This window comes from Lysobacter sp. Soil_C_15 (assembly GCF_057657315.1).
This window is the reverse complement of sequence record NZ_JBDGIR010000011.1, coordinates 52,505-76,914: the sequence shown is the minus strand read 5'-3', so window position 1 is coordinate 76,914 and position 24,410 is coordinate 52,505. Positions and strand designations below refer to the sequence as shown.

At 71.5% G+C, this 24,410-nt stretch carries 19 protein-coding genes and 1 riboswitch; of the genes, 9 read left to right on the top strand and 10 right to left on the bottom strand.

The window, feature by feature from the left end; all coding sequences use genetic code 11:
- Position 1 precedes the first annotated feature (1 nt).
- The 4 genes from AC3A57_RS20610 (at position 2) to AC3A57_RS20595 (ending at position 6,839) form a co-directional block, all read left to right on the top strand.
- Positions 2-1,714 carry a BatD family protein gene (locus AC3A57_RS20610; RefSeq protein ID WP_487580613.1) on the top strand — a complete coding sequence of 571 codons (1,713 nt, stop codon included), beginning with the start codon at positions 2-4 and terminating at the stop codon, positions 1,712-1,714.
- A 75-nt stretch (positions 1,715-1,789) separates the two neighbouring features.
- Positions 1,790-3,169, top strand: a complete 1,380-nt coding sequence (locus AC3A57_RS20605) for a dicarboxylate/amino acid:cation symporter (protein ID WP_487580612.1) — start codon at positions 1,790-1,792, stop codon at positions 3,167-3,169.
- 313 nt (positions 3,170-3,482) lie between these two features.
- A complete protein-coding gene (gene tkt / locus AC3A57_RS20600) occupies positions 3,483-5,483 on the top strand; it encodes a transketolase (RefSeq protein WP_487580611.1) in 2,001 nt (666 codons plus the stop codon).
- A gap of 216 nt (positions 5,484-5,699) precedes the next feature.
- A complete protein-coding gene (locus AC3A57_RS20595; RefSeq protein WP_487580610.1) occupies positions 5,700-6,839 on the top strand; it encodes an acyltransferase family protein in 1,140 nt (379 codons plus the stop codon).
- Positions 6,840-6,845: 6 nt separating this feature from the next.
- Here AC3A57_RS20595 and AC3A57_RS20590 read toward each other — a convergent pair whose 3' ends face one another.
- Complete coding sequence (locus AC3A57_RS20590) at positions 6,846-8,921, bottom strand: acetyl-CoA hydrolase/transferase C-terminal domain-containing protein (RefSeq protein WP_487580609.1); 2,076 nt, start codon at positions 8,919-8,921, stop codon at positions 6,846-6,848.
- An 85-nt stretch (positions 8,922-9,006) separates the two neighbouring features.
- Between AC3A57_RS20590 and AC3A57_RS20585 the strand changes: the two genes are divergently transcribed.
- From AC3A57_RS20585 to AC3A57_RS20570, 4 genes are all read left to right on the top strand, one after another.
- Positions 9,007-9,378 (top strand): BlaI/MecI/CopY family transcriptional regulator, encoded by a 372-nt coding sequence (locus tag AC3A57_RS20585; protein WP_487580608.1) that lies wholly within the window; start codon positions 9,007-9,009, stop codon positions 9,376-9,378.
- Entirely contained in the window at positions 9,365-10,561 is a 1,197-nt protein-coding gene (locus tag AC3A57_RS20580) for a M56 family metallopeptidase (RefSeq protein ID WP_487580607.1), read from the top strand. The genes AC3A57_RS20585 and AC3A57_RS20580 overlap by 14 nt, the downstream gene beginning before the upstream one ends.
- A 112-nt stretch (positions 10,562-10,673) precedes the next feature.
- Positions 10,674-11,867, top strand: a complete 1,194-nt coding sequence (locus tag AC3A57_RS20575; protein ID WP_487580606.1) for a M56 family metallopeptidase — start codon at positions 10,674-10,676, stop codon at positions 11,865-11,867.
- 12 nt (positions 11,868-11,879) lie between these two features.
- Entirely contained in the window at positions 11,880-13,148 is a 1,269-nt protein-coding gene (locus AC3A57_RS20570) for a M56 family metallopeptidase (protein WP_487580605.1), read from the top strand.
- 19 nt (positions 13,149-13,167) lie between these two features.
- Here the strand turns inward: AC3A57_RS20570 and AC3A57_RS20565 are convergent, their stop codons facing one another.
- From AC3A57_RS20565 to AC3A57_RS20530, 8 genes are all read right to left on the bottom strand, one after another.
- Positions 13,168-13,968: a carboxylesterase family protein gene (locus AC3A57_RS20565; RefSeq protein WP_487580604.1), complete on the bottom strand. Its 801-nt coding sequence runs from the start codon at positions 13,966-13,968 to the stop codon at positions 13,168-13,170.
- A gap of 49 nt (positions 13,969-14,017) precedes the next feature.
- Positions 14,018-14,665, bottom strand: coding sequence for an ATP-binding cassette domain-containing protein (locus tag AC3A57_RS20560; RefSeq protein WP_487580603.1), 648 nt, complete (start codon positions 14,663-14,665; stop codon positions 14,018-14,020).
- The gene (modB, locus tag AC3A57_RS20555; RefSeq protein ID WP_487580602.1) at positions 14,662-15,351 is read right to left on the bottom strand and encodes a molybdate ABC transporter permease subunit; all 690 of its coding nucleotides are present in this window, start codon (positions 15,349-15,351) and stop codon (positions 14,662-14,664) included. Before modB ends, AC3A57_RS20560 begins: the two co-directional genes overlap by 4 nt.
- Positions 15,352-15,358: 7 nt before the next feature.
- A complete protein-coding gene (modA, locus tag AC3A57_RS20550; protein WP_487580601.1) occupies positions 15,359-16,150 on the bottom strand; it encodes a molybdate ABC transporter substrate-binding protein in 792 nt (263 codons plus the stop codon).
- Between the two features lie 65 nt (positions 16,151-16,215).
- Positions 16,216-16,509, bottom strand: a complete 294-nt coding sequence (locus tag AC3A57_RS20545; RefSeq protein WP_487580600.1) for a hypothetical protein — start codon at positions 16,507-16,509, stop codon at positions 16,216-16,218.
- Between the two features lie 98 nt (positions 16,510-16,607).
- Entirely contained in the window at positions 16,608-17,477 is an 870-nt protein-coding gene (locus AC3A57_RS20540) for an MBL fold metallo-hydrolase (RefSeq protein ID WP_487580599.1), read from the bottom strand.
- A gap of 83 nt (positions 17,478-17,560) precedes the next feature.
- On the bottom strand, positions 17,561-18,439 hold the full coding sequence (locus tag AC3A57_RS20535; RefSeq protein WP_487580598.1) for a S1/P1 nuclease: 879 nt from the start codon (positions 18,437-18,439) through the stop codon (positions 17,561-17,563).
- A 151-nt stretch (positions 18,440-18,590) separates the two neighbouring features.
- A complete protein-coding gene (locus AC3A57_RS20530; RefSeq protein WP_487580597.1) occupies positions 18,591-19,214 on the bottom strand; it encodes an OmpW/AlkL family protein in 624 nt (207 codons plus the stop codon).
- Positions 19,215-19,467: 253 nt separating this feature from the next.
- Between AC3A57_RS20530 and gap the strand changes: the two genes are divergently transcribed.
- A complete protein-coding gene (gap, locus tag AC3A57_RS20525; RefSeq protein WP_221671453.1) occupies positions 19,468-20,472 on the top strand; it encodes a type I glyceraldehyde-3-phosphate dehydrogenase in 1,005 nt (334 codons plus the stop codon).
- 897 nt (positions 20,473-21,369) lie between these two features.
- Here the strand turns inward: gap and metE are convergent.
- Positions 21,370-23,649, bottom strand: coding sequence for a 5-methyltetrahydropteroyltriglutamate--homocysteine S-methyltransferase (metE, locus tag AC3A57_RS20520; RefSeq protein WP_487580596.1), 2,280 nt, complete (start codon positions 23,647-23,649; stop codon positions 21,370-21,372).
- A gap of 189 nt (positions 23,650-23,838) precedes the next feature.
- A riboswitch (cobalamin riboswitch) is annotated at positions 23,839-24,092 on the bottom strand.
- Positions 24,093-24,410: the final 318 nt, after the last annotated feature.

The window sequence follows — 24,410 nt, the reverse complement described above, 5'->3', positions numbered from 1 at the left end:
GATGAGGCGAAAGCTGGCCCAATTCGGACTGTGGCTGCTGTTGGCCCTGCTCAGCGCGGGCGCGTTGGCGCAACCGCGCGCCTGGCTCGACCGCGAGCGCATCCGCACCGGCGAGACCGTCACCCTCAACATCGAACTGGTCGGCTCGGTCGGCGGCCGTCCCGACTACACCCCGCTGCACGCCGATTTCGAAGTCACCGGCAGCACCAGCAACAGCCAGGTCGTGCCCGGCCAGGGCGGGGTGGCGGTGCGCAGTCTGTACGCGGTGGCGTTGGCGCCGCGGCGCAGCGGGCGGATCGAGATCCCGCCGCTGTCGGTCGCCGGCCAGCGCACCAAGCCGCTGCAGCTGGAGGTCGTGGCCGACGCCGGCGGCACCCCGCAGGGCGCCGGTGCGGACGTGTTCATCGAAAGCGAGGGCGACGATCTCAGCCCTTACGTGCAGCAGGCCGTGGGCTGGGTGGTGCGGTTGTACGCGGCGGTGCCGTTGCTGTCGGGCAAGATCGACCAGCCCGCGCCCGACGGCGCTTCGCTGATGCGGGTCGGCGACGACGCCCAGTACAGCCGCGACCTCGCCGGCCGCCGCTATACCGTGGTCGAGCGCCGTTTCCTGCTGGTGCCCGAGCGCAGCGGCGCGCTGACCGTGCCGCCGGCGGTGTTCGAAGGGCGCAGCGCGCCCGGCATGCTCGACCAGATGATGGGCGGCAGCGGCGACGAGCAGCGCGCCCGTACCCGCCCGCGCACGCTCGAGGTGCAGGCGCTGCCGGCCAACGCGCCGCAGCCGTGGCTGCCGCTGCGCGCGCTGAGCCTGCGCTACCGCACCGCGCCGCAGGAACTGCGCGCCGGCAGCGCCGCCAGCCTGGTGCTGGAAGCGCGGGTCGACGGCGCCGGCGCGGCGCAACTGCCGGAACTGCAATTGCCGCCGATCGACGGGGTGCAGGTGTTTCCCGAGCCGGTGCAGGCCGACGAAAGCTTCGTCGACGGCCGGCCCAGGGTGGTGTTGACGCGCAAGTTCTCGCTGGTGCCGGCGCGCGCCGGCGCGGTGCGCCTGGATGGCGTGCGCCTGGACTGGTGGGATGTCGGCGCCGGCCAGGCGCGCAGCGCGAGCCTGCCGCCGCTGACTTGGAACGTGCTCGCCGGCGCCGCTGCGGCGGCCGCGCCCGGGGCGGCGCCGCGCAGCACCGCCCCGGTCGCCGACGGCGCCACCGCCGGCGCCCTGGCGACCGCGAGCGAAGGCGGCGGCGTGGCCGGCGGCAAGCTGTGGGCCCTGGCGGCGTTCTTCTTCGCCGCACTGTGGCTGGCGACCCTGTTGTGGGCGTTGCATCTGCGCGCGCATCCGGCGCTGCCGGGCGTTGCGGCCGCAGCCAGCAGCGCGCCGGGCGGCGCATCGAGTGCCGCGCCGAACGCTAGCGCGCGGCCGTCGGCGGCGTTGCGCGAACTGCTCGACCGCGGCGACTTCGAGCAGATCGCCGCGGCGCTGCGTGCCAGCGCCACGCCGCCGGCGGCCGACGACGACGAGTTGGTCGAACGCCTGGCCGATCCGCTCCAGCGCGAGGCGGTGCAGGCCCTGCGTCGGGCGCGCTGGGGCGGCGGCGACGGCGTCGCCGCGCGGGCGTTGCTGCGCGACGCCTTCGCCCGCGGGCCGCGCTGGCGCGCGCGCGAGGCCCAGCCCGACTCGCCGCTGGCGCCGCTGTACCCGCCGCGCCGCGGGGCCTGAGCCGGGCCCGGCCGCCGCGGCGGGCGCCCGCCGGCCCTGGTGTATCCTGCCGGCTGTTTTGGCCGGGCCGGATTCATGAGCGAAACCCTGAACGCGCGCAAGTCGCTCCCGCTGCACTGGAAGATGGCGATCGGCTTCCTGGCCGGCCTCACCCTGGGCCTGATCGTCTACGGCCTCGGCCTCAACAGCCTCACCTGGGCCCAGCTCGGCGGTCAGACCTGCGTGCCGGCGGTCGCCGGCGCCGAGCAGATCTGGCAGTGCCGGCCGCTGCTCAAGTTGCTCACCGAAACCGTCACTGGCCCCGCCGGCGAGATCTTCCTGCGCCTGATCTTCATGCTGGTGATCCCGCTGCTGTTCTCGGCCCTGGTCATGGGCGTCAGCGAGATGGGCGACATCCGCGCCTTCGGCCGGGTCGGCTGGCGCACCCTCGGCCTGACCATCCTGATGTCTTCGCTGGCGGTGGTGCTGGGCCTGCTGATGGTCAACCTGTTCCAGCCCGGCGCCGGGGTTGATCCGGCCCTGGCCCAGCAGCTGATGAGCGAGAACGCCGAGCGCGCGCAGAGCATCGTCAAGGGCAGCGCCGACGCGCCCAAGGGCATCCAGATGCTGGTCTCGATCGTGCCCAGCAACGTGATCCAGGCCGCGGCCAGCGACGCCATCCTGGCGGTGATGTTCTTCGCCCTGATGATCGGCGTGGGCATGGTGCTGACCCGTTCCCAGGCCGTGGACACCCTGCGCGAGGGCATCCAGGGCCTGTTCGACATCTCCATCACCCTGATCGGCCTGGTCATCAAGCTGGCCCCGTACGCGGTGTTCTGCTTCATGTTCAACCTGGCCTCGGCGTTCGGCTGGGACCTGCTGTTCAAGCTGGCCAAGTACGTCGCGGTGGTGGTCGCGGCGCTGGCGATCCATCTGTTCGTGGTCTATTCGCTGGCGCTGAAGTTCATCGGCGGGCGTTCGCCGGCCGCGTTCTTCAAGGGCGTGCAGGAAGCGATGGTGCTGGCGTTCTCGACCGCGTCCAGCAACGCGACCCTGCCGACCGCGCTGCGCGTGGCCGAGGACGAACTCAAGCTGCCGCGGCGGGTGTCGCGCTTCGTGCTGACCGTCGGCGCCACCGCCAACCAGAACGGCACCGCGCTGTTCGAGGGCGTCACGGTGATCTTCCTGGCCCAGTTCTTCGGCGTCGACCTGAGCCTGGGCCAGCAGGTGATGGTGATGCTGGTCTGCATCCTCGGCGGCATCGGCACCGCCGGCGTGCCCTCCGGCTCGCTGCCGGTGGTGGCGATGATCTGCGCCATGGTCAAGGTGCCGCCGGAAGGCATCGGCCTGATCCTCGGCGTCAATCATTTTCTCGACATGTGCCGGACCACGCTCAACGTCACCGGCGACATCGCCATCGCCTCGATGGTCTCGCGCGGGGTCAACGACCCGCCGGCGGAGCAGCTCGGCGACTGAGCCGCGCCGCCGTTCCCGTCCCGCGACGGCCCGCCGCTTGGCGGGCCGTCGCGTTTGGGCCGCCCGGGCGGCGCCGGGCTGGAGCCGGCTTGCCGGCCCTCGCGCGGCCGTGCGTTGCCGATGCTGGCCGCCGGCCGTTCGCGGGCGGGCGCGGCGGCGCCTGGGCCGGCGCCGCGCCGGTCCGGCCCAGGGTTTGGGGCGACAGGGCGGGCCCGGGATGGGACAATGGCCGCTCTTCGCCGCTCCCCGACCCGCGCTCCGCCGCGGGACCGGCCTTCCAGTTCCGCCTCCCAGCCTCAGCCGCCCAAGCCCAATGACGACGCCCAGCCGCCGCGACCTCGCCAACGCCATCCGTTTCCTCGCCATCGACGCGGTGCAGGCCGCCAACTCCGGCCACCCCGGCATGCCGATGGGCATGGCCGACATCGCCGAAGTGCTGTGGAACGACTACCTGAGCCACAACCCGAACAACCCCAAGTGGCCCAACCGCGACCGCTTCGTGCTGTCCAACGGCCACGGCTCGATGCTGCAGTACGCGCTGCTGCACCTGGCCGGCTACGACCTGTCGATCGACGAGCTCAAGCGCTTCCGCCAGCTCGATTCCAAGACCCCGGGCCATCCCGAGAATTTCATGACCCCGGGCGTGGAGACCACCACCGGCCCGCTCGGCCAGGGCTTCGCCAACGCGGTCGGCATGGCCCTGGCGGAGAAGCTGCTCGCCCAGCGCTTCAACCGCGAAGGCCATGACGTCGTCGACCACCGCACCTGGGTGTTCATGGGCGACGGCTGCCTGATGGAAGGCATCTCGCACGAAGCCGCCTCGCTGGCCGGCACCTGGGGCCTGGGCAAGCTGGTCGCGTTCTGGGACGACAACAAGATCTCGATCGACGGCAACACCGACGGCTGGTTCACCGACGACACCCCGACCCGCTTCGAGGCCTACGGCTGGCGCGTGATCCGCAACGTCGACGGCCACGACGCGGTCGAGATCAAGACCGCGATCGACACCGCGCTCAAGCACGGCGACAAGCCGACCCTGATCTGCTGCCGCACCACCATCGGCTTCGGCTCGCCGGCCAAGGCCGGCAAGGAGTCCTCGCACGGCGCGCCGCTGGGCAAGGACGAGATCGTCGCCACCCGCGCCGCGCTGAACTGGCCGCACGCCGAGTTCGAGATCCCCGAGGCGATCTACGACGGCTGGCGCTCGCGCGCCGCCGGCCAGAGCCGCGAAGACGAGTGGAACCGCGCCTACGCCGCCTATGCCGCGCAGTTCCCGGCCGAAGCCGCCGAACTGAGCCGCCGCACCGCCGGCGAGCTGCCGCAGGACTTCCGCGCCCAGGCCGACGCCTACATCGCCAAGCTGCAGGCCGACGGCCCGACCGTGGCCTCGCGCAAGGCCTCGCAGATGGCGATCGAAGCCTTCGCCCCGCTGCTGCCGGAACTGGTCGGCGGCTCGGCCGACCTGGCCCACTCCAACCTGACCCTGTGGAAGGGCAGCAAGTCGGTCGCCAGCGCCGATCCGAACGCCAACTACATCTACTACGGCGTGCGCGAGTTCGCGATGACCGCGATCGGCAACGGCCTGCAACTGCACGGCGGCTTCATCCCCTACGACGCCACCTTCCTGGTGTTCAGCGACTACGCCCGCAACGCGGTGCGGATGAGCGCGCTGATGGGCGCGCACGCGATCCACGTCTACACCCACGACTCGATCGGCCTGGGCGAGGACGGCCCGACCCACCAACCGATCGAGCACCTGGCCTCGCTGCGCTACATCCCCGACAACGACGTCTGGCGTCCCTGCGACGCGGTCGAATCCGCGGTGTCCTGGCGTGCGGCGATCGAACGCCAGGACGGTCCGAGCTGCCTGATCTTCTCGCGCCAGAACCTGCCGCATCAGCCGCGCAACGACGAGCAGGTCGCGCAGATCGCGCGCGGCGGCTACGTGCTGCGCGACAGCGACGGCGCGGCGGACGCGATCCTGATCGCCACCGGCTCGGAAGTCGGTCTGGCCACCCAGGCGGCCGAGCGCCTGAGCGCCGAAGGCCTCAAGGTGCGGGTGGTGTCGATGCCGTCCAGCGACGTGTTCGACCGCCAGCCGGCCGAGTACCGCGAGTCGGTGCTGCCCAACGCGCTGCGCAAGCGGGTCGCGATCGAAGCGGGCGTCAGCGACTTCTGGCGCAAGTACGTCGGCCTGGACGGCGCGGTGATCGGCATCGACACCTTCGGCGCGTCGGCGCCGGCCGAAGCCCTGTTCCCGCACTTCGGCTTCACCGTCGAGCGCGTGGTCGAGGCGGTCAAGCGGCTGGGCTGAGCCCGCTCGCAGGCGGGTCCGGCGAGCCGGGCCCGCGCGCCGCGATTTGCCCGATCGGGCGTTTCGGCGGTTTTGTAAAAATGCGCGCCACGGCCGCTACCGTGGCGCGTTTTCGTTTCTAGAATCGCCCGTTCTCTTCAGCGAGCGGCCGATTGGCGCGCGCGTCCGCCCAGGGCGCCGGCGCGAGGCGTCGGGCCGCCACCGAGCCCGCCGCGCATGTCCGTACCCGCCGAATCCCCGCAACGCCTGCCGCAACTGGACGCCTTGCGCGGCCTGGCGGCGCTGTACGTGATCGTCTATCACGTCATGGCCATGCCCGAGCCCGACCTGGTCCTGCCGGGCGCGATCGCGCCCCTGGTCGGCATGGGCGGCAGCGGCGTCGCCCTGTTCTTCGTCATGAGCGCGTTCTCGCTGTGCCTGACCTGGCCGCGCCACGCCGCCAGCGGACTGCCGTTGCGCAGTTTCTATCTGAGCCGGCTGGCGCGGATCGCGCCGCTGATGCTGGCGCTGCTGACGTTGATGGTGGCCAAGGACCAGTTGCGCGCGGTGCCGCTGCGCGGCGTCGAGGAAGTGGCCTGGAACTACTCGCTGCTGTTCGGGCTGTCGGCGCCGTGGCAGAGCGGCATCGTCATGGGCAGTTGGACCATCGGCGTGGAAATGCTGTTCTACGCGATGTTTCCCTTGATCGCGCTAGGCGTGCGCGGCCTGTGGCGGCAGTCGGCGTTGCTGGCGGCCAGTTTCGCGCTGGCGTGGTGGGCGGCGACCGGGCTGCCGGCGCCGATCGCCCATTTCGGCGGGTCGTTCGGGTTGATCCGGCAACTGCCGGTATTCGTGCTGGGTTGCCTGCTGTTCGAGTTGTGGCTGCGCTTGCGCGAGGCGCCGGCCCGGCGCCGGCTGGCGCTGGGAGCGTCTTTGTCGTTGGCGGGCCTGGCCGGCCTGGGCGCCCTGTTCTACGGCGTGCTGGCGCCGATTCCGGTGATCGGCGGCGATTGGTACCTGGCGTCGCTGGGTTACGGCCTGCTGCTGCTGGGCCTGCTGTTGGCGAGCAACCGCCTGTTGGTCAACCGCTTGACCTGTTTCCTCGGCACGATCAGCTACTCGCTGTACCTGGTGCACCCGTTCCTGGTCTCGCGCCTGTACGGCATGTTCGCCCGCTGCTATGCCGAACTTCCGCCGGGCGCGGCCTATGCCGCCTGCCTGGCCCTGAGCCTGGCCTTGACCGTGCCGGCCGCATGGCTGACCTATCGCTGGATCGAGAAGCCCGGCATCCGCCTCGGTCACCGCCTGTTCGCGCGCCTGCGCGACCGCCGGCAGGCGCGCGCGCTGCAGGCGCAGGCGGCGGTTGGCCAGGCCTGATCGGCCTCAAGCGCCGGCGCTTTCGCGCAAGCCCAGCCGCAACAAGCGCGCTTCGAGCCGCTCGCCGATGCTGCGCGGGGCCTGCAGGCCCATGCGCTGCATCGCCTCGTCGTCGGCCCCGGTCACGACCGTCAGCGCGCGCAACACGGTGCGCAGCTTGGCCGCGCGCGTCGCGGTGTTGGCCTTCAGCCAGCCCAGTGCCTTGACCAGCCGCCGTTCGACCGGGCTGAAATCGCTGCCTAGCGGGTAATCGGGCAGGCTGCCGTCGGCGCGGAACGGCGCCAGGGTCGCGCCCAGCCGTTGCGCGGTGTTGTTTCGGTGGGGCTGCGGAGCGTGCGGCGGCAACTTGCCGTGATCGATCGCGGTCAGGCGCAGGGCGACGCCGGCGCCGGCTTCGGCCACCGCGGCCATGGCCTGGATGCAGTCCTCGTCGGTCTTGCCGCGCAGGTCGGCGATGCCGTACTCGGTGACGTAGACGTCGCGCAGATGGCGCGGGATCGTGGTCTGGGCGTAGTTCCAGACCAGGTTGGAACGGACCTGGCCGGCGCTTTCGCGGGTCGCCCGCAGCATCAGCACCGAGCGCGCGTCGGGCAGGGCGTGGGCCATGGCGACGAAGTTGTACTGGCCGCCGACGCCCGACACCACCCGGCCGTCGTCGAGCGTATCCGACACCGCCGCGCCGAGCGCGGTCGCCATCATGCAACTGTTGAAGAAACGCGCATCGCGGCGCTGCAGGCGCTCCAGGGTTTCGTTGCCGCCGTAGAGTTCGTTGACCTCGCTGATCCGGCGCATGCCGATGCCGTGGCGCTGCGCTTCGGGCAGATCGCGCAACCAGGCGTAGAAGTCCGGCGAGCCCAGGTAGAAGCCGCCCTGCAGGAACTCGCCCTCGCGTTCCAGCCGTGCGCGGTCGTCCGCATTCGCCGTGCCGTCGTGAAGGCGCCGCATCAACTCCAGGTCGTCGACGACTTTGCGTTTGATCACGCCGACTTCGACCAAGCGACGAAAACCTTCGTTGATCATCTCGGAACAGCCAAAAAGCCCAGCGTCAAACGGTCCGAGCGGCGCAACCGGCGCCTTCGCGTTACGGTCTCCGGCCAGGTCACCCTGCAAAGAAGCCGCGTGTCCGAGCGGCGCAACCGGCGCCTTCGCGTTACGGTCTGCGGCCAGGTCACCCTGCAAAGAAGCCGCGTGTCCGAGCGGCGCCTTCGTTTCCGCAACCTCGATCCCCAGCGCCCGCACCACCCGCAGATACGCCGCGTTGTCGGTATGCCGCAGCACCAGCGCGTGGCACAGCGCATCGGCCAGGGTGCCGATGCCGATCTGCAGAGTGCCGCCGTCGCGCACCAGGGTGCTGGCGTAGAAACCGATCGCATAGTCGGCGTCGGACACCGGCTGGCGCGGCAGGCCGAACAGGGCGGGGTAGGGCGGCGGCGGCAGCACCACCGCATCGAAGAAATCCGCGTCGACCGCGGCGCTGCCGCCGAGCCAGGGCAGTTGCGGGTCGATCTCGGCGATCAGCAGCGGCCGCGGCAGGCCGCGCGCGACGATCGCGTCGACCGCGTCGAAGGTCAGGTCGGTATTGCACGACAGCGACAGGCGCGCGCCGCCGGCGGGATCGGCGGCGACCTTCTGCACCACGGCGTTGACGCCGCGGTCGGCCAGGGCGCGGGCGACGTGGGTGTAGTTGAGGCTGGCGTAGCGGCGCTGGCTGGCGGCGGCGTTCAACAGCGCGCCGGATTGCAGATAGAACTCCTCGATCTCGATGTGCGCCGGCAGCGCGTTGCGCTTGAGCGCCTCGACATAGCGCAGGCGCGGAAAGTCGGCGCCGAAGTGACGCTGCGCGAACGGCGCCACGAACCGGCCTTCCAGGCCGCGGCCGCCGCCGGGCGGGTCCAGCGACAGCGCGGTGTACAGGTGCAGCGGCCGCGTGCTGTCGCGTTCGGCGCGGCCGTAGATCGCGTTGAGCAGCCGGTGCGGCTTGCCCAGGCCGAGCGGGGCGCCCAGGTGCAGCGGGCCGTCGACGCGGTCGTAGAGGAAGTCGACGGCGTCGTCGAGGCGGTCAAAGCGCGCGGGTCGGTTCATGCGACCAGTATCTCAATCCGCGCATCCGGGCGCTTGCAAACTTCGTTTACAGGTGTAATCTGATGAAAAAATACGGATGTAAACGATGCAGATCAGCGAAGCCGAATCCGTGGTCATGGACGTGCTGTGGCAACGCCACCCGCTCAGCGCCGAGGAGGTGGTGGCGGCTTTGGCCGGCAACCAGTCCTGGCAGGAAGCCACGGTCAAGACCCTGCTCAACCGCTTGTTGAACAAGGGCGCGATCCGCGCCGAGAAGGACGGGCGGCGGTACCTCTATGCGCCCCTGCTCAAGCGCGAGGACTGGGTCATGGAGGAGAGCCAGGGCCTGCTCGAGCGGCTGTTCGGCGGTCGCGTCGCGCCCCTGGTCGCGCACTTCAGCGAACAGCGCAAGCTCAGCCGCAAGGACATCGCCGAGCTGCGCAAGCTGCTTGACGAGATCGACGATGAGCGCCGCTGAGCTGCTCGGCCTGCTGGCCGAGACCACCGTGGCGATGAGCGCGGCGGCGGCGCTGGTGCTGGCCCTGCGCCGGCCTTTGCGGCGCGCGTTCGGCGCCGGCACGGCCTACGCCGCCTGGTGGCTGCCGCCGCTGGCGACCGCGGCGGTGCTGCTGCCGGCCGCGCCCCGCCCCGACGCGCCGGCGCAGTGGCTGGTCGCGGCCGGCGCGCCGATGGCGTCGGCGCCGATCGCGCCGCCGGGGCCGACCGGCACCGCGTGGGTCGCGCTGAGCCTGCTGTGGCTGGCCGGCGCCGTGGCGATGGCGGCGCGCGCCTGGCGCCAGCAACGTCGGTTCGAGCGGCGCCTGGGCCGGCTGCGGCCGCGCGCCGACGGCAGCGTGCAGGCGCAGAGCGACTACGGCCTGCCCGCGGCGATGGGCCTGTTGCGGCCGAAAGTGGTGCTGCCGCGGGACTTCGAACGGCGCTACGACGCGCGCCAGCGCCGGCTGATCGCGCTGCACGAAAGGATCCACATCGCCCGCGGCGATCTGTACGCCAACGCCGCCTGGTTGCTGTTGTCGTGCCTGTACTGGTTCAACCCGTTGTTGCATTACGCCGCCCGCGCTTTCCGCAGCGACCAGGAACTGGCCTGCGACCAGCGCGTGCTGCGCCGCCTTCCCACGGCGCGGCGCAGCTACGCCGAGGCCTTGCTCAAAGCCGCCCTGCGCGGCGGGTCCTCGCCGTTGGCCTGCACGTGGTCCTCCTCGCATCCGCTCAAGGAACGCATCGCCATGCTCAACCGTACCGCCCCCACCGCCGTCCGCCTGCGCTTCGGCGCCGTCGTTTTGATCGCACTCGCCGCCGCCACCGGCTTCGGCGCCTGGGCCGCGCAACCCGCCTCCGCCCCCGGCGAACGCCGCTTCGACCTGGAGACCGGGCAGATGAGCCAGCGCCAGTACGCCGACCGCGTCGCGCAACTGGCCGGACTGCGCATCGACAACCCGGAACTGCTCAGCGACGCGGTCGCGGTGAACGCAGCGCAGCTGCGCCGGGTCGATGCGCGGATGGCCTTCGCCCTGCTGCGGATGCAGACCGGGCTGGAGGCGAAGATCGACGGCGACCGGGTGCGCTTCGTCGCCGGCGAGCGCCCGCAGGCGCCGGCTTCCAACTCGGTGGTGTTCTACCGCGAGGGCGCGGCGCGCTGATCGCGCGACCGCCGCCGCACGCGCCACGACGCACGAACCCCGATGCGAGAGCGGATCGATCCGTCGTCGCGCCGAGCCGCACCAGGGGAGGACTTCGATCATGAATTCCGTCATGAATTCCATTGATACCTTGCGACTGTTGGCCGAGACCGCACTGGCGATGAGTCTGGGCCTCGCCGTGGTCCTGGCGTTGCGCCTGCCGCTGCGGCGCTGGTTCGGCGCCGGCGTGGCCTATGCGGCGTGGGCGATCGTGCCGGCGGCGACGCTCGCGGTGCTGCTGCCGGCCGCGCCGCGACCGGCCGCGGGAACGCTCTCCCTGGTCGCGGCGGCGCCGGCCGCCGCCTTGGGCCTGGTCGATGCGGCGCCGGCCGCGGCGGCGCAGGCCTGGGCGCTGGCGGGGCCGGTGTGGGCGATCGGCGCCGTCGCGACGGCCCTGCTGACGCTGTGGCGGCAATGGCGCTTCCAGCGCGGCCTGGGCGCCTTGCAGCGGCAGCCGGACGGCCTGTATCGGGCGCAGCGCGATCGCGGCCTGCCGGCGGCGATCGGTCTGCTGCGGCCCAGGATCGTGGTGCCGGGCGATTTCGAGCAACGCTACAGCGCCGCCGAGCGCCGCCTGATCCGCGCCCACGAACGCAGCCACATCGTCCGCGGCGACCTGCACCTCAATGCCTTCGTCGCCCTGCTGTCCTGCCTGTACTGGTTCAACCCGATGTTGCACTACGCCGTCGGCCGCTTCCGCGCCGACCAGGAATTGGCCTGCGACGCGCGCGTGCTGCGCCGTCATCCGAACGCGCGGCGCAGCTACGGCGAAGCCATGTTGAAGAGCGCCTTGCGCGCCGGCCCCGCGCCCTGGGCCTGTTCGTGGGCGTCCACCCACCCGATCGCGGAGAGAATCGCCATGCTCAAACATCCCTTGCCCGGCGCGGGCCGGGTCCGCTTCGGCGCGTGCGCGCTGATCTTGTGCGGCACCGTGTCCGCGTTCGCGGCCTGGGCGGCGCAACCGGCAACGGCGCCGCAAGAGCGGCGGATCACGATCGCCGCCCAGGGCCTGCTCAGCGAGCGCGGATTCGCGCAGCGGATCGCGGCGCAGGCCGGCCTGCGGTTGAGCAATCCGGAGGTGCTCGACGACAGCCGCAAACGGCTCAGCGCCGATCTGCAGGGCGTCAGCGCGCGGCACGCGTTCCTGGCCCTGCAGGACGCATCGGGCTGGAGCGCGCAGTACCACCGGGACCAGGTGCGTTTCGTGCTCAGCGCCGGGCCGCGCCGCGCGACAGCCGCCGGGCCCGCCCCGGCCGCGTCGCGGTAGTCGGTTTCGATCATGACCCGGTTCGATCTGCTGCATGGCTTGATCGTCGCCGCCTGCAGCGGCGGTGCGGCGAGCCTGCTGGTGCTGGCCTTGCGCCGGCCGTTGCGCCGCCGCTGCGGCGCCGGCGTCGCCTACGCCGCCTGGCTGGCGCTGCCGGCGGCGTTGCTGGCGCCGCTATGGCCGATACCGGCGCCCGCGGCGCTGGTGTGGTCGCCGATGCCCGGGGCGATGCCGGACTGGGCCGCGACCCCGGCCGCGCAGCTTGCCGCGGGCGATGCGGATGCGGCCGGCTGGTTGCTGGCGCTGTGGCTGTCCGGTGCGTCGATCGCGGCGCTGCGGACCTTTCGGCGCCAGCGTCGTTTTGATCGCGCGCTAGGCCCTCTTGTGCCGCTCGGCCGCGGGCTGTGGCGCGCCCAGGCCGGCGTCGGCCTGCCGGCGGCGTTCGGCCTGCTGCGCCCGCGGATCGTCGTGCCGGCCGATTTCGCCGAACGCTACGACCGCCGCCAGCGCGCGCTGATGCTGCGCCACGAGCGCGTGCACATCGCCCGCGGCGACCTGTGGGTCAACGCGGCCGTCGCCGCCGTGGCTTGCCTGCTGTGGTTCAACCCCTTGCTGCACCTCGCCGCCGCGCGGTTGCGCGAAGACCAGGAACTGGCCTGCGATGCGCGCGTGCTGGCGCGCCACCCGCGCGCGCGGCGCGCCTATGCGCAGGCGATGCTCGTCACACAGCTCGCGGCGCAGTCCACGCCGCTGGGTTGCCATTGGGGTCCGCCCCATCCCTTGCTGGAGAGAATCGACATGTTGAAGCACCCCGCAGTCGCGCCGCGTTGGCGCCACCTCGGCCTGTTGCTGGTCGCGGCCCTGACCGGCGGCAGCGCCGCGGCCGCCTGGGCCGCGCAATCGGCGCCGCAAGCCGCCGCGCTGGCCGCGCCGGCCGGCTCGGTGACGATGGAGTTCGTCGCCCGCAGCGGCGGCCGCGAAAGCCGTTTCACGATCGTCGAAGCGGCCGGCCGGCCGTTCTCGGCGACGATGTTCGAGGATGGGGCGCATTGGCGCATCGACGGCGTGGCCACGGTCGGCGCGGACAAGGCCGTCTATCCCGAATCCGACGACGACACCGTGTGGCTGAAGATGAGCCTGCTGCGCGACGGCGCGTTGGTCGGCCAGCCGCGGCTGGCGATGCAGAGCGGCGGCAGCGGCCGGGTGGTGCAGGAGGACGCTGCGGCCGCCGGCCCCGGGCAGCGGCTGGAACTGGACGTGCGGATGACCGCGGCGCGGTAAGCGCCGCAGCGGACGCGCTTCAGCGGCCGCGGCGCTGGGCGAACAGCCAACGCCACATCGGCGCGTAGGCGTAGGCGGCGTCCCAGCTGTTGTGGTTGGCCTCGGCGAATTCGGTATAGCGCGCCTCGCGCGCGCCGGCCGCTTTCAGCGCCGCGTCCATGCGCCGCGATTGCGCCGGCGGCACCACATCGTCCTTGCCGCCGTGGAAGATCCAGACCGGCACCTCGCGCAGGCGCTGCGCGGCCGCGGCGAACGGGTCGGCGGCATCGGCGACGCTGTGCGCGCGCATGCCCGGGCGCGCATCGGTCCAGTCGACGGTGATGCCGCCGCAGACCGGCACCAGGGCGGCGAAGCGCTGCGGATGCTGCAGGGCCAGCTCCCAGGTGCCGTAGCCGCCCATCGACATGCCGGTCAGGTAGACCCGGTCCGGGTCGCCGCGGAACTCGCCCAGCGCCGCGTCCAGCGCCGCCATCGCGATCGGGCCGGCGTCCTGGGTCCATTCGGTGTTGTCGGGCGCCTGCGGGAACACGACGACGGCCGGGAACTGCGCGGCATGCCGGCGCAGGTAGGGCCCCAGGCCGGCCTGGGTCTGCCTGGCGCCGTCGTCGCCGCGTTCGCCGGACCCGTTGAGGAACAGCACCACCGCGGGCCGGCCCTGGCGCAGGTGCGGGGCAGGGACGAACACCTGGTAGCGGTAGGTTCTGCCCGCGAGGTTCAGCTGGCGCGGCAGGAACTCGCCGCCGGTCGCGGGGGCGGTGGTCTGGCAGGCGCTGGCGGCGATCGACAGCAGGCCCAGGCAGGCGGCGCTCAGAAGACGCATCAGGCATCGCTCGGGGAAACCGATCCGCAGCATAGCGCGGCGGCGGGGCTCAGCCGATGCGGTGCGCTTCGTCGGCGATGCGCCGCACTTCGTCCGGGTAATGGCTGACGTAGATCATCGGCAGCGCGGTCTCGTCGCGGACCCGCTGCAGATACGGCAGCAGCTCGTCGCGGCGGTCCATGTCCAGCATCGACAGCGGTTCGTCGAGCAGCAGGATGCGCGGCTGCGACAGCAGGGCGCGGCCCAGCGCGACGCGCTGGGTCTCGCCGCCGGACAGGCCGGCGGTGCCGCGGCCGAGCAGGGCGCCGATGCCGAGCAGCTCGACGATGGCGTCGAACTCGAAACGGGGCTCGCTCCGGGCCTCGCGCCGGGCCTCGCCGCGCCAGCCGTAGAGCAGGTTGCGGCGCACGTCCAGGTGCGGAAACAGGCGCGCGTCCTGGAACACGTAGCCGATCCGGCGCCGGTGCGCCGGCAGGTCGACGCGCGCGGCGCTGTCGAACAGGCAGCGGCCGGCGATCTCGATCCGGCCGCGCGCCGGCCGCAGCAGGCCGGCGATGGCGTGCAGCAGCGAGGTCTTGCCGGCGCCGGATTCGCCGATCACGGCGATCACCCGCTGCTCGCTGCGGATCTCGACCCGGCGCAGGAAATCGCCGCGGCGCAGTTCCAGTTCGAGCAGGAAGGTCGGCGCGGCGCTCATCGCTGCGCGCTCGCGCGCTGGCGCTGCACCAGCCATTCCGAGGCCAGCACCGCGGCGAAGGATATGGCCACCGCGACCGCGGCCAGGCGCAGCACGCCGGCTTCGCCGTCGGGCACCTGCATCAGGCCGTAGATCGCCGAAGACAGGGTCTGGGTTTCGCCGGGGATGTTCGAGACGAAGGTGATGGTCGCGCCGAACTCGCCCAGCGCCTTGGCGAAGGACAGCACCGCGCCGGCCAACACGCCCGGCCAGGCCAGCGGCAGGGTCACGCCGAAGAATACCCGCCAAGGATTCGCGCCCAGGGTCGAGGCCGCCTGCTCCAGGCGCCGGTCGACCGCTTCGATCGACAGCCGGATCGCTCGGACCAGCAGGGGAAAGCCCATGATCGCGCTGGCCAGCGCGGCGCCGGTCCAGCGGAACGCGAAGCTCAGGCCCCAGTGTTCGTACAGCCAACGGCCGAGCGGTCCCTGCGAGCCGAGCAGGACCAGCAGGGCGTAGCCGGTCACCACCGGCGGCAGCACCAACGGCAGGTGCAGCACGGTGTCGAGCAGCAGTTTGCCGGGAAACCGCACCCGCGCCAGCAACCAGCCCAGGGCGATGCCGAACGGCAGGCTGGCCAGGGTCGCGACCGTGGCGACCTTCAGGCTGAGCCAGATCGCAGTCAGTTCGGCGTCGCTGAACTGCATCGCGCGCTCACTTCAGTACCGCGAAGCCGTGACGGCGGAAGATCGTCGCCGCGGCCGGCGTGCCCAGCCAGCGCACGAACGCGGCCGCGCCCGGGTGTTTGCTCGAGACCAGCCTCGCCGCCGGATAGACGATCGGCGGATGACTGTCGGCCGGGAAGGTCGACAGCACCCGCACCTTGGGTTCGGCGTGCGCATCGCTGGCGTAAACCACGCCCAGCGGCGCTTCGCCGCGCGCCACCAGCATCAGCGCAGCGCGCACGTTCTCGGCTTCGGCCACGCGCGGTTGCAGCGCATCCCACACGCCGTAGCGGACGAAGGCGGCGCGGGCGTACTTGCCGGCCGGCACGCTCGCGGTCAGGGCCAGGGCCAGGCGGCCGTTTCCGAGCCAAGGCTTGAGATCGACCCCGGGCTTGAGCGCGACCGCGCGCGCGCGGCTGGCTTGCGGCGCGATCAGCACCAGCCGGTTGCCGAGCAGGTTGCGTCGGCTGGGCACGTCGATCAGGCCGCGCTCCTGCAGATAGTCCATCCACTCCAGATCGGCCGAGACGAAGGCATCGGCCGGCGCACCCTGTTCGATCTGCCGCGCCAGCGCCGAACTGGCCGCATAGGAGACCCGCACCGGAACGCCGCCGCTGCGCTGGAACGCGGCCGCGGCTTCGTCCAGCGACTCCTTGAGGCTGGCGGCGGCGAACACCGTGACCGGGGCGGCGGCGTTGCGCGCTTGCGCGGCGAGCGGACCGGCGGCGAGCAGGCCGACGACGCACAAGACGCCGAGCAAACGGCGGAGCAGGCGGGGCATGGCGCGAAGCCTCGGTGGGTGGGGTAGGGCGAGAGTAGCGCGAAGCGCCGTCGCCGTGCCTGCGCTCAGGGCGCGTCGACGACCTGGGTCGAGTCGGCCAGGCGCACCCAGCGCGCCGGCCGCGATTCGGCCGGCGCGATCAGCCGCCAGGGGCCATCTTGCGAACCCGGGGCGGCGCCGTTGCAGCGGTCGGCGAGCAGCGCCTCGCGCGCGCCCGGGCGGGGATCGAGCTCGGCCAGCGAGAACGCGGCGCGGTAGCCGTCGCGGGCGCGCACCACCGCCACCCGCGCCGGCCCGGCGCCGCGCAGCGGTTGGTTCGGCATGGCGCCTTGCTTGCGCAGCAGCGCGTGCAACGGCACGCCTTCGCAGTCGAGCGTGCGGCCATGGCCTTCGCCGCTGGCGCGAGCGCGGCATTCTGGTGTGCGGTGGAGGCCGATCGCCCGCTCGAGTCGTCGGGCTATAGACGATCGAGCGGCAGCTTCAGATAGCGTTGGCCGTCGGCGTCCGCTTCGGGCAGGGCGCCGCCGCGCAGATTCACCTGCAGCGCCGGCAGGATCAGCGCCGGCACCGCCAGGGTCGCGTCGCGCGCCTGGCGCAGGGCCACGAACTCGGCCTCGCCGGTATCGGCGCGCACATGCGCGTTGCTGCGCTTCTGTTCGCCGATCGTGGTTTCGCAGGCCGGTTCGCGGTCGGGCTTGCCGTAGTCGTGGCAGACGAACACCCGGGTCGCGTCGGGCAGGCGGTACAGGCGCTGGATCGAGCGATACAACTGCGCCGCATCGCCGCCGGGAAAGTCGCAGCGCGCGGTGCCGCTGTCGGGCAGGAACAGCGAATCGCCGACGAACAGCGCATCGCCGATCAGATAAGCCAGGCTGTCGCGGGTGTGGCCGGGCACCGGGATCGCCTGCGCCGGCAAGCCGCCGACGCGGAAGCGCTCCTCGTCCTCGAACAGGCGGTCGAAGGCCGGCGCCGGGTCGCGCTCGGGCAGGCCGAACAGCGGAGCGAAGTGGCGGCGCACCTGCTCGATGCCGCGGCCGATCGCCAGCTGCGGCGCGGCGCCGCCGGCGCGCAGACGCTCGCGCAGCAGGTGCGCGGCGCTGAGGTGGTCGGCATGGGCATGGGTTTCCAGCAGCCACTGGATCCGCCAGCCGCGCTGCGCGGCGGCGTCGAGCAGGCGTTGCGCCGAGTCCAGCGCGGTGCGCGCGGAGGCGGCCTGATAGTCCAGCACCGGATCGACGATCGCCGCCGCGCCGCTGTCGGGGTCGGCGACCAGGTAGGACCAGGTGCCGGTATCGCGATGGTGGAAGGGCAGAACCTGCGGCGTCATGCCGGTCTCCTGCAGCGCGGCTGCTGCGGCCTAGCGTTCGCTATCCAGGATACGGCAGCGCTCGCTGCGCTTGCGGCCGCCGGTCAGCGCCGCGGCGCGAGCGCGGCGTCGAGCACGGCGGCCAGGCGCGCGCCGCCGAGCCGCAACTGCTGCTCGGCGACCGGGCGCCAGGTCGCGACATAGGACGCATCCAGGGTATGGCTGGGCGGATACAGGCCCGGCCGTTCGACGATCCGGCACGACTGCCGGGCCCAGTCCGCCGCCGCCGGCGGCAGGCCGATCGCCTTGACCTGCGGCAGCGGGTTGCGCCGCAGCTTGGCCAGGTAGGCCGCATCGTCGAGCCTGGCCATGCTCAGCATGCGGCTGTCCCACAGCGAATGCAGGTTGGTGCCGTAGCCGTCGGCCGGCTCGGGCTCGCCGTCGATATGGATCTGGAAATCGTTGCCGCCCTTGTCGTCGGCGTAGCCGGCGTGCAGCGGCTGGTGCACGTCGCCGACCAGATGGACCACGAACTTCAGCGCCTGCAGGCGCTCTGCGCGGCTGCGGCCGGGGTCGGCGAGGATCGCGGTCTGGTTGCGGATCGCTTCGATCGCGCAGTCGCCGCCGGGGCAATGCCGGGCCGGCTGATAGGCGCAGTCGTTGCCGGTGCCGCGCTCGGCCAGGTTGACGTAATGCCACTTGGCGCTGAGCTTGCCGAGCTTGGGATCGTTGGCGCGCAGCTCGTCGGCCCAGTTGGCGATGCCGGGCAGGGTCGGGTCGGCTTCGCCGGCCAGCAGCCTTTGCGCCTCGGCGCGGGCCTGCGGGCTCAGTCGGTCCCAGGCCAGGGCGGCGACCAGGCGGTGGCCTTGCGGGCCCCAGGCCAGGCTTTGCGCCGGCACGGTCAGCAACGCCGCGGCGCAGGCCAAAGGGCGCAGGACGCGTGCGGCCAGGGAGGAGGAAGTCAGGCGAGGGGACAGGTTCATCGGCCCACTCTACCGAAGCCCGCCGCAGCGGAACTGTCCCAACATGGCGGTGCGCGGCGCGGGCCGCCATCGCCGCGCGACGGCCGCGCCGCAAGCGCGGCGGCGGCCGGGGCGACGGGCCGGGGCTTTATCGGCCGAGGCCGGGCGCGGATCAGAACTTCATCACGTAGGCCAGGCCGTACACGGTCGGGTCGATCTCGGCCTTGCCGACCTTCTGGCCTTCGATCTCGACGTCGGAGGAGATGTCCATCCAGCGCGCGTCGACCCGGATCGCGCTGCGCTCGGTCAGGATGAAGTCGATGCCGGCGTGGGCGGCGACGCCGACCGAGTCCTCCAGGCGCAGGTCCAGCCCGTCCAGCGCGCCGCTGGTCTTCTCGCTGAAGAAGGTCGTGTAGTTGACGCCGACGCCGACGAAGGGCGAGACGGTGCCGCGGCTGTTCCAGTGGTACTGCAGCGAGAAGGTCGGCGGCAGGTGCTTGGTCTGGCCGACCTTGCCCACGCCCTTGACCGCGATGTCGTGCTTGAACGGCGTTGCCGCCAGCACTTCGATGCCGAGGTTTTCGCGGATGAAGTATTCGAAGGTGAAGGTCGGCTGGACGTTGTCGTCGATTTCCAGCTGGGCCGCGCCGTTGAGGACGGTGCCGTTGTTGGACTTCGGGTTGACCTGGTGGGCGCCGATGCCGATGGTGAAGTTGCCGGCTTGCTGGGCCAGGGCCGGCTGGGCGGCGCAGGCGAGGGCTGCGGCGAGGGCGCCGCCGATCAGTCGATGGTTCATTCCTTGAGTCCCCTGGGTGGTCGGAAAGGCCGGATTGTAATCTTGCTGAACGGGGCTTGTGCCACTGCGCACTCTAAAGACGGCCCCGAACATCAAACCTTGACTCCGATCCCAGTCCTTTCCGCCCCCTCGGCCGCCCGTCCGGGCGACCCTTCGCCGCCACGGGACGGGCCGTTCTGCGGGCGGTGGGCCGGGCTTGTTAGAATGATGGTTTCCCCATCGACCCGCCCCGGGGCGGCCGCAGGAGTAGTCAATGACGATCAAGGTAGGCATCAACGGCTTCGGCCGCATCGGGCGCAATGTCCTGCGCGCGGCCGTGCAGAACTTCGGCAACGAGATCGAAATCGTCGCCATCAACGATCTGCTCGAGCCGGACTACCTGGCTTACATGCTGCAGTACGACTCGGTCCACGGCCGCTTCAAGGGCACGGTCGCGGTCGAGGGCAATACCCTGATCGTCAACGGCAAGAAGATCCGCCTGACCCAGGAACGCGATCCGGCCAACCTGAAGTGGGACGAGGTCGGCGCCGAAGTCGTCATCGAGTCCACCGGCCTGTTCCTCGACAAGGTCACCGCGCAGAAGCACCTGGACGCCGGCGCCAAGAAGGTGGTGCTGTCGGCGCCGTCCAAGGACGACACGCCGATGTTCGTCTATGGCGTCAACGACAAGACCTACAAGGGCGAGGCGATCGTCTCCAACGCCTCGTGCACCACCAACTGCCTGGCCCCGCTGGCCAAGGTGCTGAACGACAAGTGGGGCATCAAGCGCGGCCTGATGACCACCGTGCATGCCGCCACCGCGACCCAGAAGACCGTCGACGGTCCGTCCAACAAGGACTGGCGCGGCGGCCGCGGCATCCTGGAGAACATCATCCCGTCCAGCACCGGCGCGGCCAAGGCGGTCGGCGTGGTGATCCCGGAGCTCAACAAGAAGCTCACCGGCATGTCGTTCCGCGTGCCGACCTCGGACGTGTCGGTGGTCGACCTGACCGTCGAACTGAACAAGGACGCCACCTACGCCGAGATTTGCGCCGAAATGAAGGCGCAGTCGGAAGGCGCGCTGAAGGGCGTGCTGGGCTACACCGAGGACAAGGTCGTGGCGACCGACTTCCGCGGCGACGCGCGCACCTCGATCTTCGACGCCGAGGCCGGCATCGCCCTGGACGGCACCTTCGTCAAGCTGGTCAGCTGGTACGACAACGAGTGGGGCTATTCGAACAAGTGCCTGGAAATGGTCAAGGTCGTCGCCGGCAAGTAAGCGGCGTACGCCGGCGCCATCGGCGCCCGGCAGCGATCCGGAAGAGCCCCGCATTCGCGGGGCTTTTTCTTTGTCCGCGGGACGCGCAGAGGAATCAACGCCTTCGTCATCGATCGAAGCCCGATCCCATCGCGCCTGGGGTAGGAGCGGCGCTCCACAGGGATTTCCTTCGGTCACAAGCCGCGACCGCCATCTCTCCCGTTCGCCGCGTCTTTGTCCTGCACCCCCTGTAGGAGCGGCGTAAGCCGCGACCAAGGGACGCGCAGAGGAATCAACGCCTCCGCCATCGATCGAAGCCCGAAACCATCGCGAAGGGTAGGAGCGGCGCCCCACAGGGATTTCCTTCGGTCACAAGCCGCGACCGCCACCTCTCCCGTTCGCCGCGTCTTTGTCCTGCCCCCCCTGTAGGAGCGGCGTAAGCCGCGACCAAGGGACGCGCAGAGGAATCAACGCCTCCGCCATCGATCGAAGCCCGAAACCATCGCGAAGGGTAGGAGCGACGCCCCACAGGGATTTCCTTCGGTCACAAGCCGCGACCGCGCTGTTGCAGTCTCGCGGCGTATGTCGTTCGGCGGCTTCAAAAGCTATAAAGCTCCAAAGGCCAAAGCTTCCGTCCGCAAGCGGCCGGGTCACTTTCTTTGTCCAAGGCGACAAAGTCCCACGGGATTTCCGGCGGTCAAAAAGTAACCAAAGAAAACGCCATTCCTGTTTCGGATCAAGAGCCACTATGGAACGAGGCTCGCGCGGGGCTGCTCCGCACAGGCCCTCCATGGCCTGGCTGCGCACGGCCCGCATCCCTGCGGGCCGCCCTCCGGGGCTGCTTTTGTTCTGGCGAGTCCGTCGCGACGCCAAGCTCAAAAGCAAAAGCAAAAGCAAAAGCGCAAGCTTGCGGGTCGCTCAGGCCGGCGCGGCGAGCGATTCGCGCAGGCCGCGCGCGGCCTGCACCATCGCCCGCAGCGCCGCGCGCACTTCCGGCCAGCCGCGGGTCTTCAAGCCGCAGTCCGGATTCACCCACAACTGCTCCGGCGCCAGCACTTCCAGCGCCTTGTCGAGCAACTCGCGCATTTCCGTCTCGCTCGGCACCCGCGGCGAATGGATGTCGTACACGCCCGGGCCGATGCCGTTGGGATAACGGTAGCGGGCGAAGGCGTCTAGCAGTTCCATCCGCGAGCGCGAGGTCTCGATCGAGATCACGTCGGCGTCCAGCGCGGCCACCGCCTCGATGATGTCGTTGAACTCGGCGTAGCACATGTGGGTGTGGATCTGGGTCGCGTCGCTGACCCCGCTGGCGGCGAGGCGGAAGCTGTCGCCGGCCCAGGCCAGGTAGGCCGGCCAGTCGGCGCGGCGCAGGGGCAGGCCTTCGCGCAGCGCCGGTTCGTCGATCTGGATCGCGGCGATGCCGGCCGCGTCCAGGTCCTGCACCTCCTCGCGCAGAGCCAGGGCGATCTGCCGGCAACTGTCGGCGCGCGGCTGGTCGTCGCGCACGAACGACCACTGCAGGATCGTCACCGGGCCGGTCAGCATGCCCTTGACCGGGCGCGCGGTCTGGGTCTGGGCGTAGCGGGTCCAGCGCACCGTCATCGGCTTGGGCCGCGCCACGTCGCCGTACAGCACCGGCGGTTTGACGCAGCGCGAGCCGTAGCTCTGCACCCAGCCGTGGGCGGTGAAGGCGAAGCCGTCGAGCCGCTCGCCGAAGTACTCGACCATGTCGTTGCGCTCGAACTCGCCATGCACCAGCAGGTCCAGGCCCAGCGCTTCCTGTTCCTTCAGGCAGTCGCGGGTTTCCTGCTCCAGGAAGCGGCGATAGCCGGCGTCGTCCAGGCGCCCGGCCTTGTGTTCGGCGCGCGCGCGCCGCACCTGTGCGGTCTGCGGGAACGAGCCGATGGTGGTGGTCGGGAACGGCGGCAGCCCGAGGCGCTTTTGCTGCAAGGCGATCCGGCGCGGATACGGCGAGGCGCGCCGGCTCATTTCCGGACGCACGTCGGCCAGGCGCCGGCGCACCTGCGGATTGCGCAGCAGCGGCGAGGCCAGGCGCGCGGCGCGCGCGCTGGCGGCCGCGGCCAGCTCGCGCGCCGCGCCCTCGTCGCCGGCCAGGGCGTCGGCGAGCAGGCGCAGCTCTTCGATCTTCTGCCTGGCATAGGCCATCCACTGCCGCAGCGGTCCGGGCAGCTTGCGTTCCAGTTCCAGATCGGTCGGCACGTGCAGCAGCGAACACGACGGCGCCAGCCACTGCGCGCGCGCGCCGGCGCGGCGGGCCAGGCTCAACGCGGCGTCGAGATCGGCGCGCCAGATGTTGCGGCCGTCGACCACGCCCAGGCTCAGCGCGCGCTCGGCCGGCAGCAGGGCGAGCAGGCTTTCCAGTTGCTGCGGCGCGCGCACCAGGTCCAGGTGCAGGCCCTGCACCGGCAACTGCGCCGCCAGCGCGGCGTTGTCGCCGAGCCCGCCGAAGTAGGTGGTCAGCAGGCGCTGCGGCGCGTCGGCCTCGGCCAGCGCGGCGTAGGCGCGGCGGTAGGCGGCGCGGTCGGCGTCGTCGAGGTCGAGCACCAGCGCCGGCTCGTCGATCTGCACCCATTGCGCGCCGGCGGCCTTGAGCCGTTCGAGCAACTGCGCATACGCCGGCAACAAGGCATCCAGCAGTTCGCGCGGGTCGCCGCCGTCGCGGCGCTTGCCGAGCTTGAGCCAGGTCACCGGGCCCAGCAGCACCGGCCGCGCCTGCAGCCCCAGGGCCTGGGCCTGGGCCAGTTCGGCCAGCGGCTTGTCGGCGCGCAGGGCGAAGCGTTGGCCGGGCTCGAACTGCGGCACCAGGTAGTGGTAGTTGGTGTCGAACCACTTGGTCATTTCCAGCGCGCGCAGATCGCGCCGGCCGTCCTGCACGCCGCGGGCGAGGGCGAAGTAGCCGGCCAGCGGGTCGTGTTCGTACAGCTCGCGATGGCTGGCCGGAATCGCGTCGAACAGCACCGACGTGTCGAGCGCCTGGTCGTAGAGGGAGAAGTCGTTGCACGGCACGCTGTCGGCGCCGGCGGCGCTGGCCAGGCGCCAGTGGCGCTCGCGCAGCGCGGCGGCGCTGGCGTGCAGGGCGTCGGCCGCGGTCTCGCCTTTCCAGAACGATTCCAGGGCCTGCTTGAGCTCGCGCCGCGCGCCGATGCGCGGGAAGCCGAGATGGGTAACGCTGATCATGATGAGTACCTGCGATGCGTGGGCATGACGCAGGGCAACGAAGGAGACCACGGCGGCGCCGACCCGGCGTTGCGCGCCCGGTTGCGGTCTGCCCTGGTGTCGACCTTCGCCCCCGCGGGCGAACCGGATCCGCGCAGCGGCCGGCACCGCGAGGCGCGCGACCGGCGCACGGCCGGAGTCGGACGGAAGGCGAACCTTCCGGTCGCGGCAGGTCTTCGGGCTCGGGACTTGAAGCCGGGAACGAGTGCGGAGAAACGAGGAACGAGTAGTCGCTCGTTCCCGGCCGCTCTTTTCTCGCCTCCGGCGTCTCCTACTCAGGCCGCTTCCCAGGCGATCGCCCAGTGCCAAGGCCCGTTCGTTTCCCATACCGCTGCGGGGCAGCTCCGGATTCGCACCGGATTCCCTCTGGCCGCCGCCGGCGGACCGGTGGCGGCGTGTCGCATCGCTTTATCTTTATGAAGCGATGTTCACCGTAACGGTGCCAAGTTACGCAGCGCCGCCGACGGAGTCAATCGGCGCGTGCGCGGGACGTGCCGCTTTGCCCGGTCTGCCGGCTGCGCATCGCCGGCGTCGGCGACCGGCGCGCCGGGCGGATTTCGCCGGCTGGCGTTCATGCGCCGGCGACGAAGATGAAGCGCGCAGCACAGGCGGCCGCCGGCGGCGTCGCGAGGCCGTTGAGTCGGATAATGGCTGCGGCTAACGTGGCAGCGTCGCGACGCTGCGCGATGCGGGCCCGGGACGGCCCGCGATCCCGAATTCGA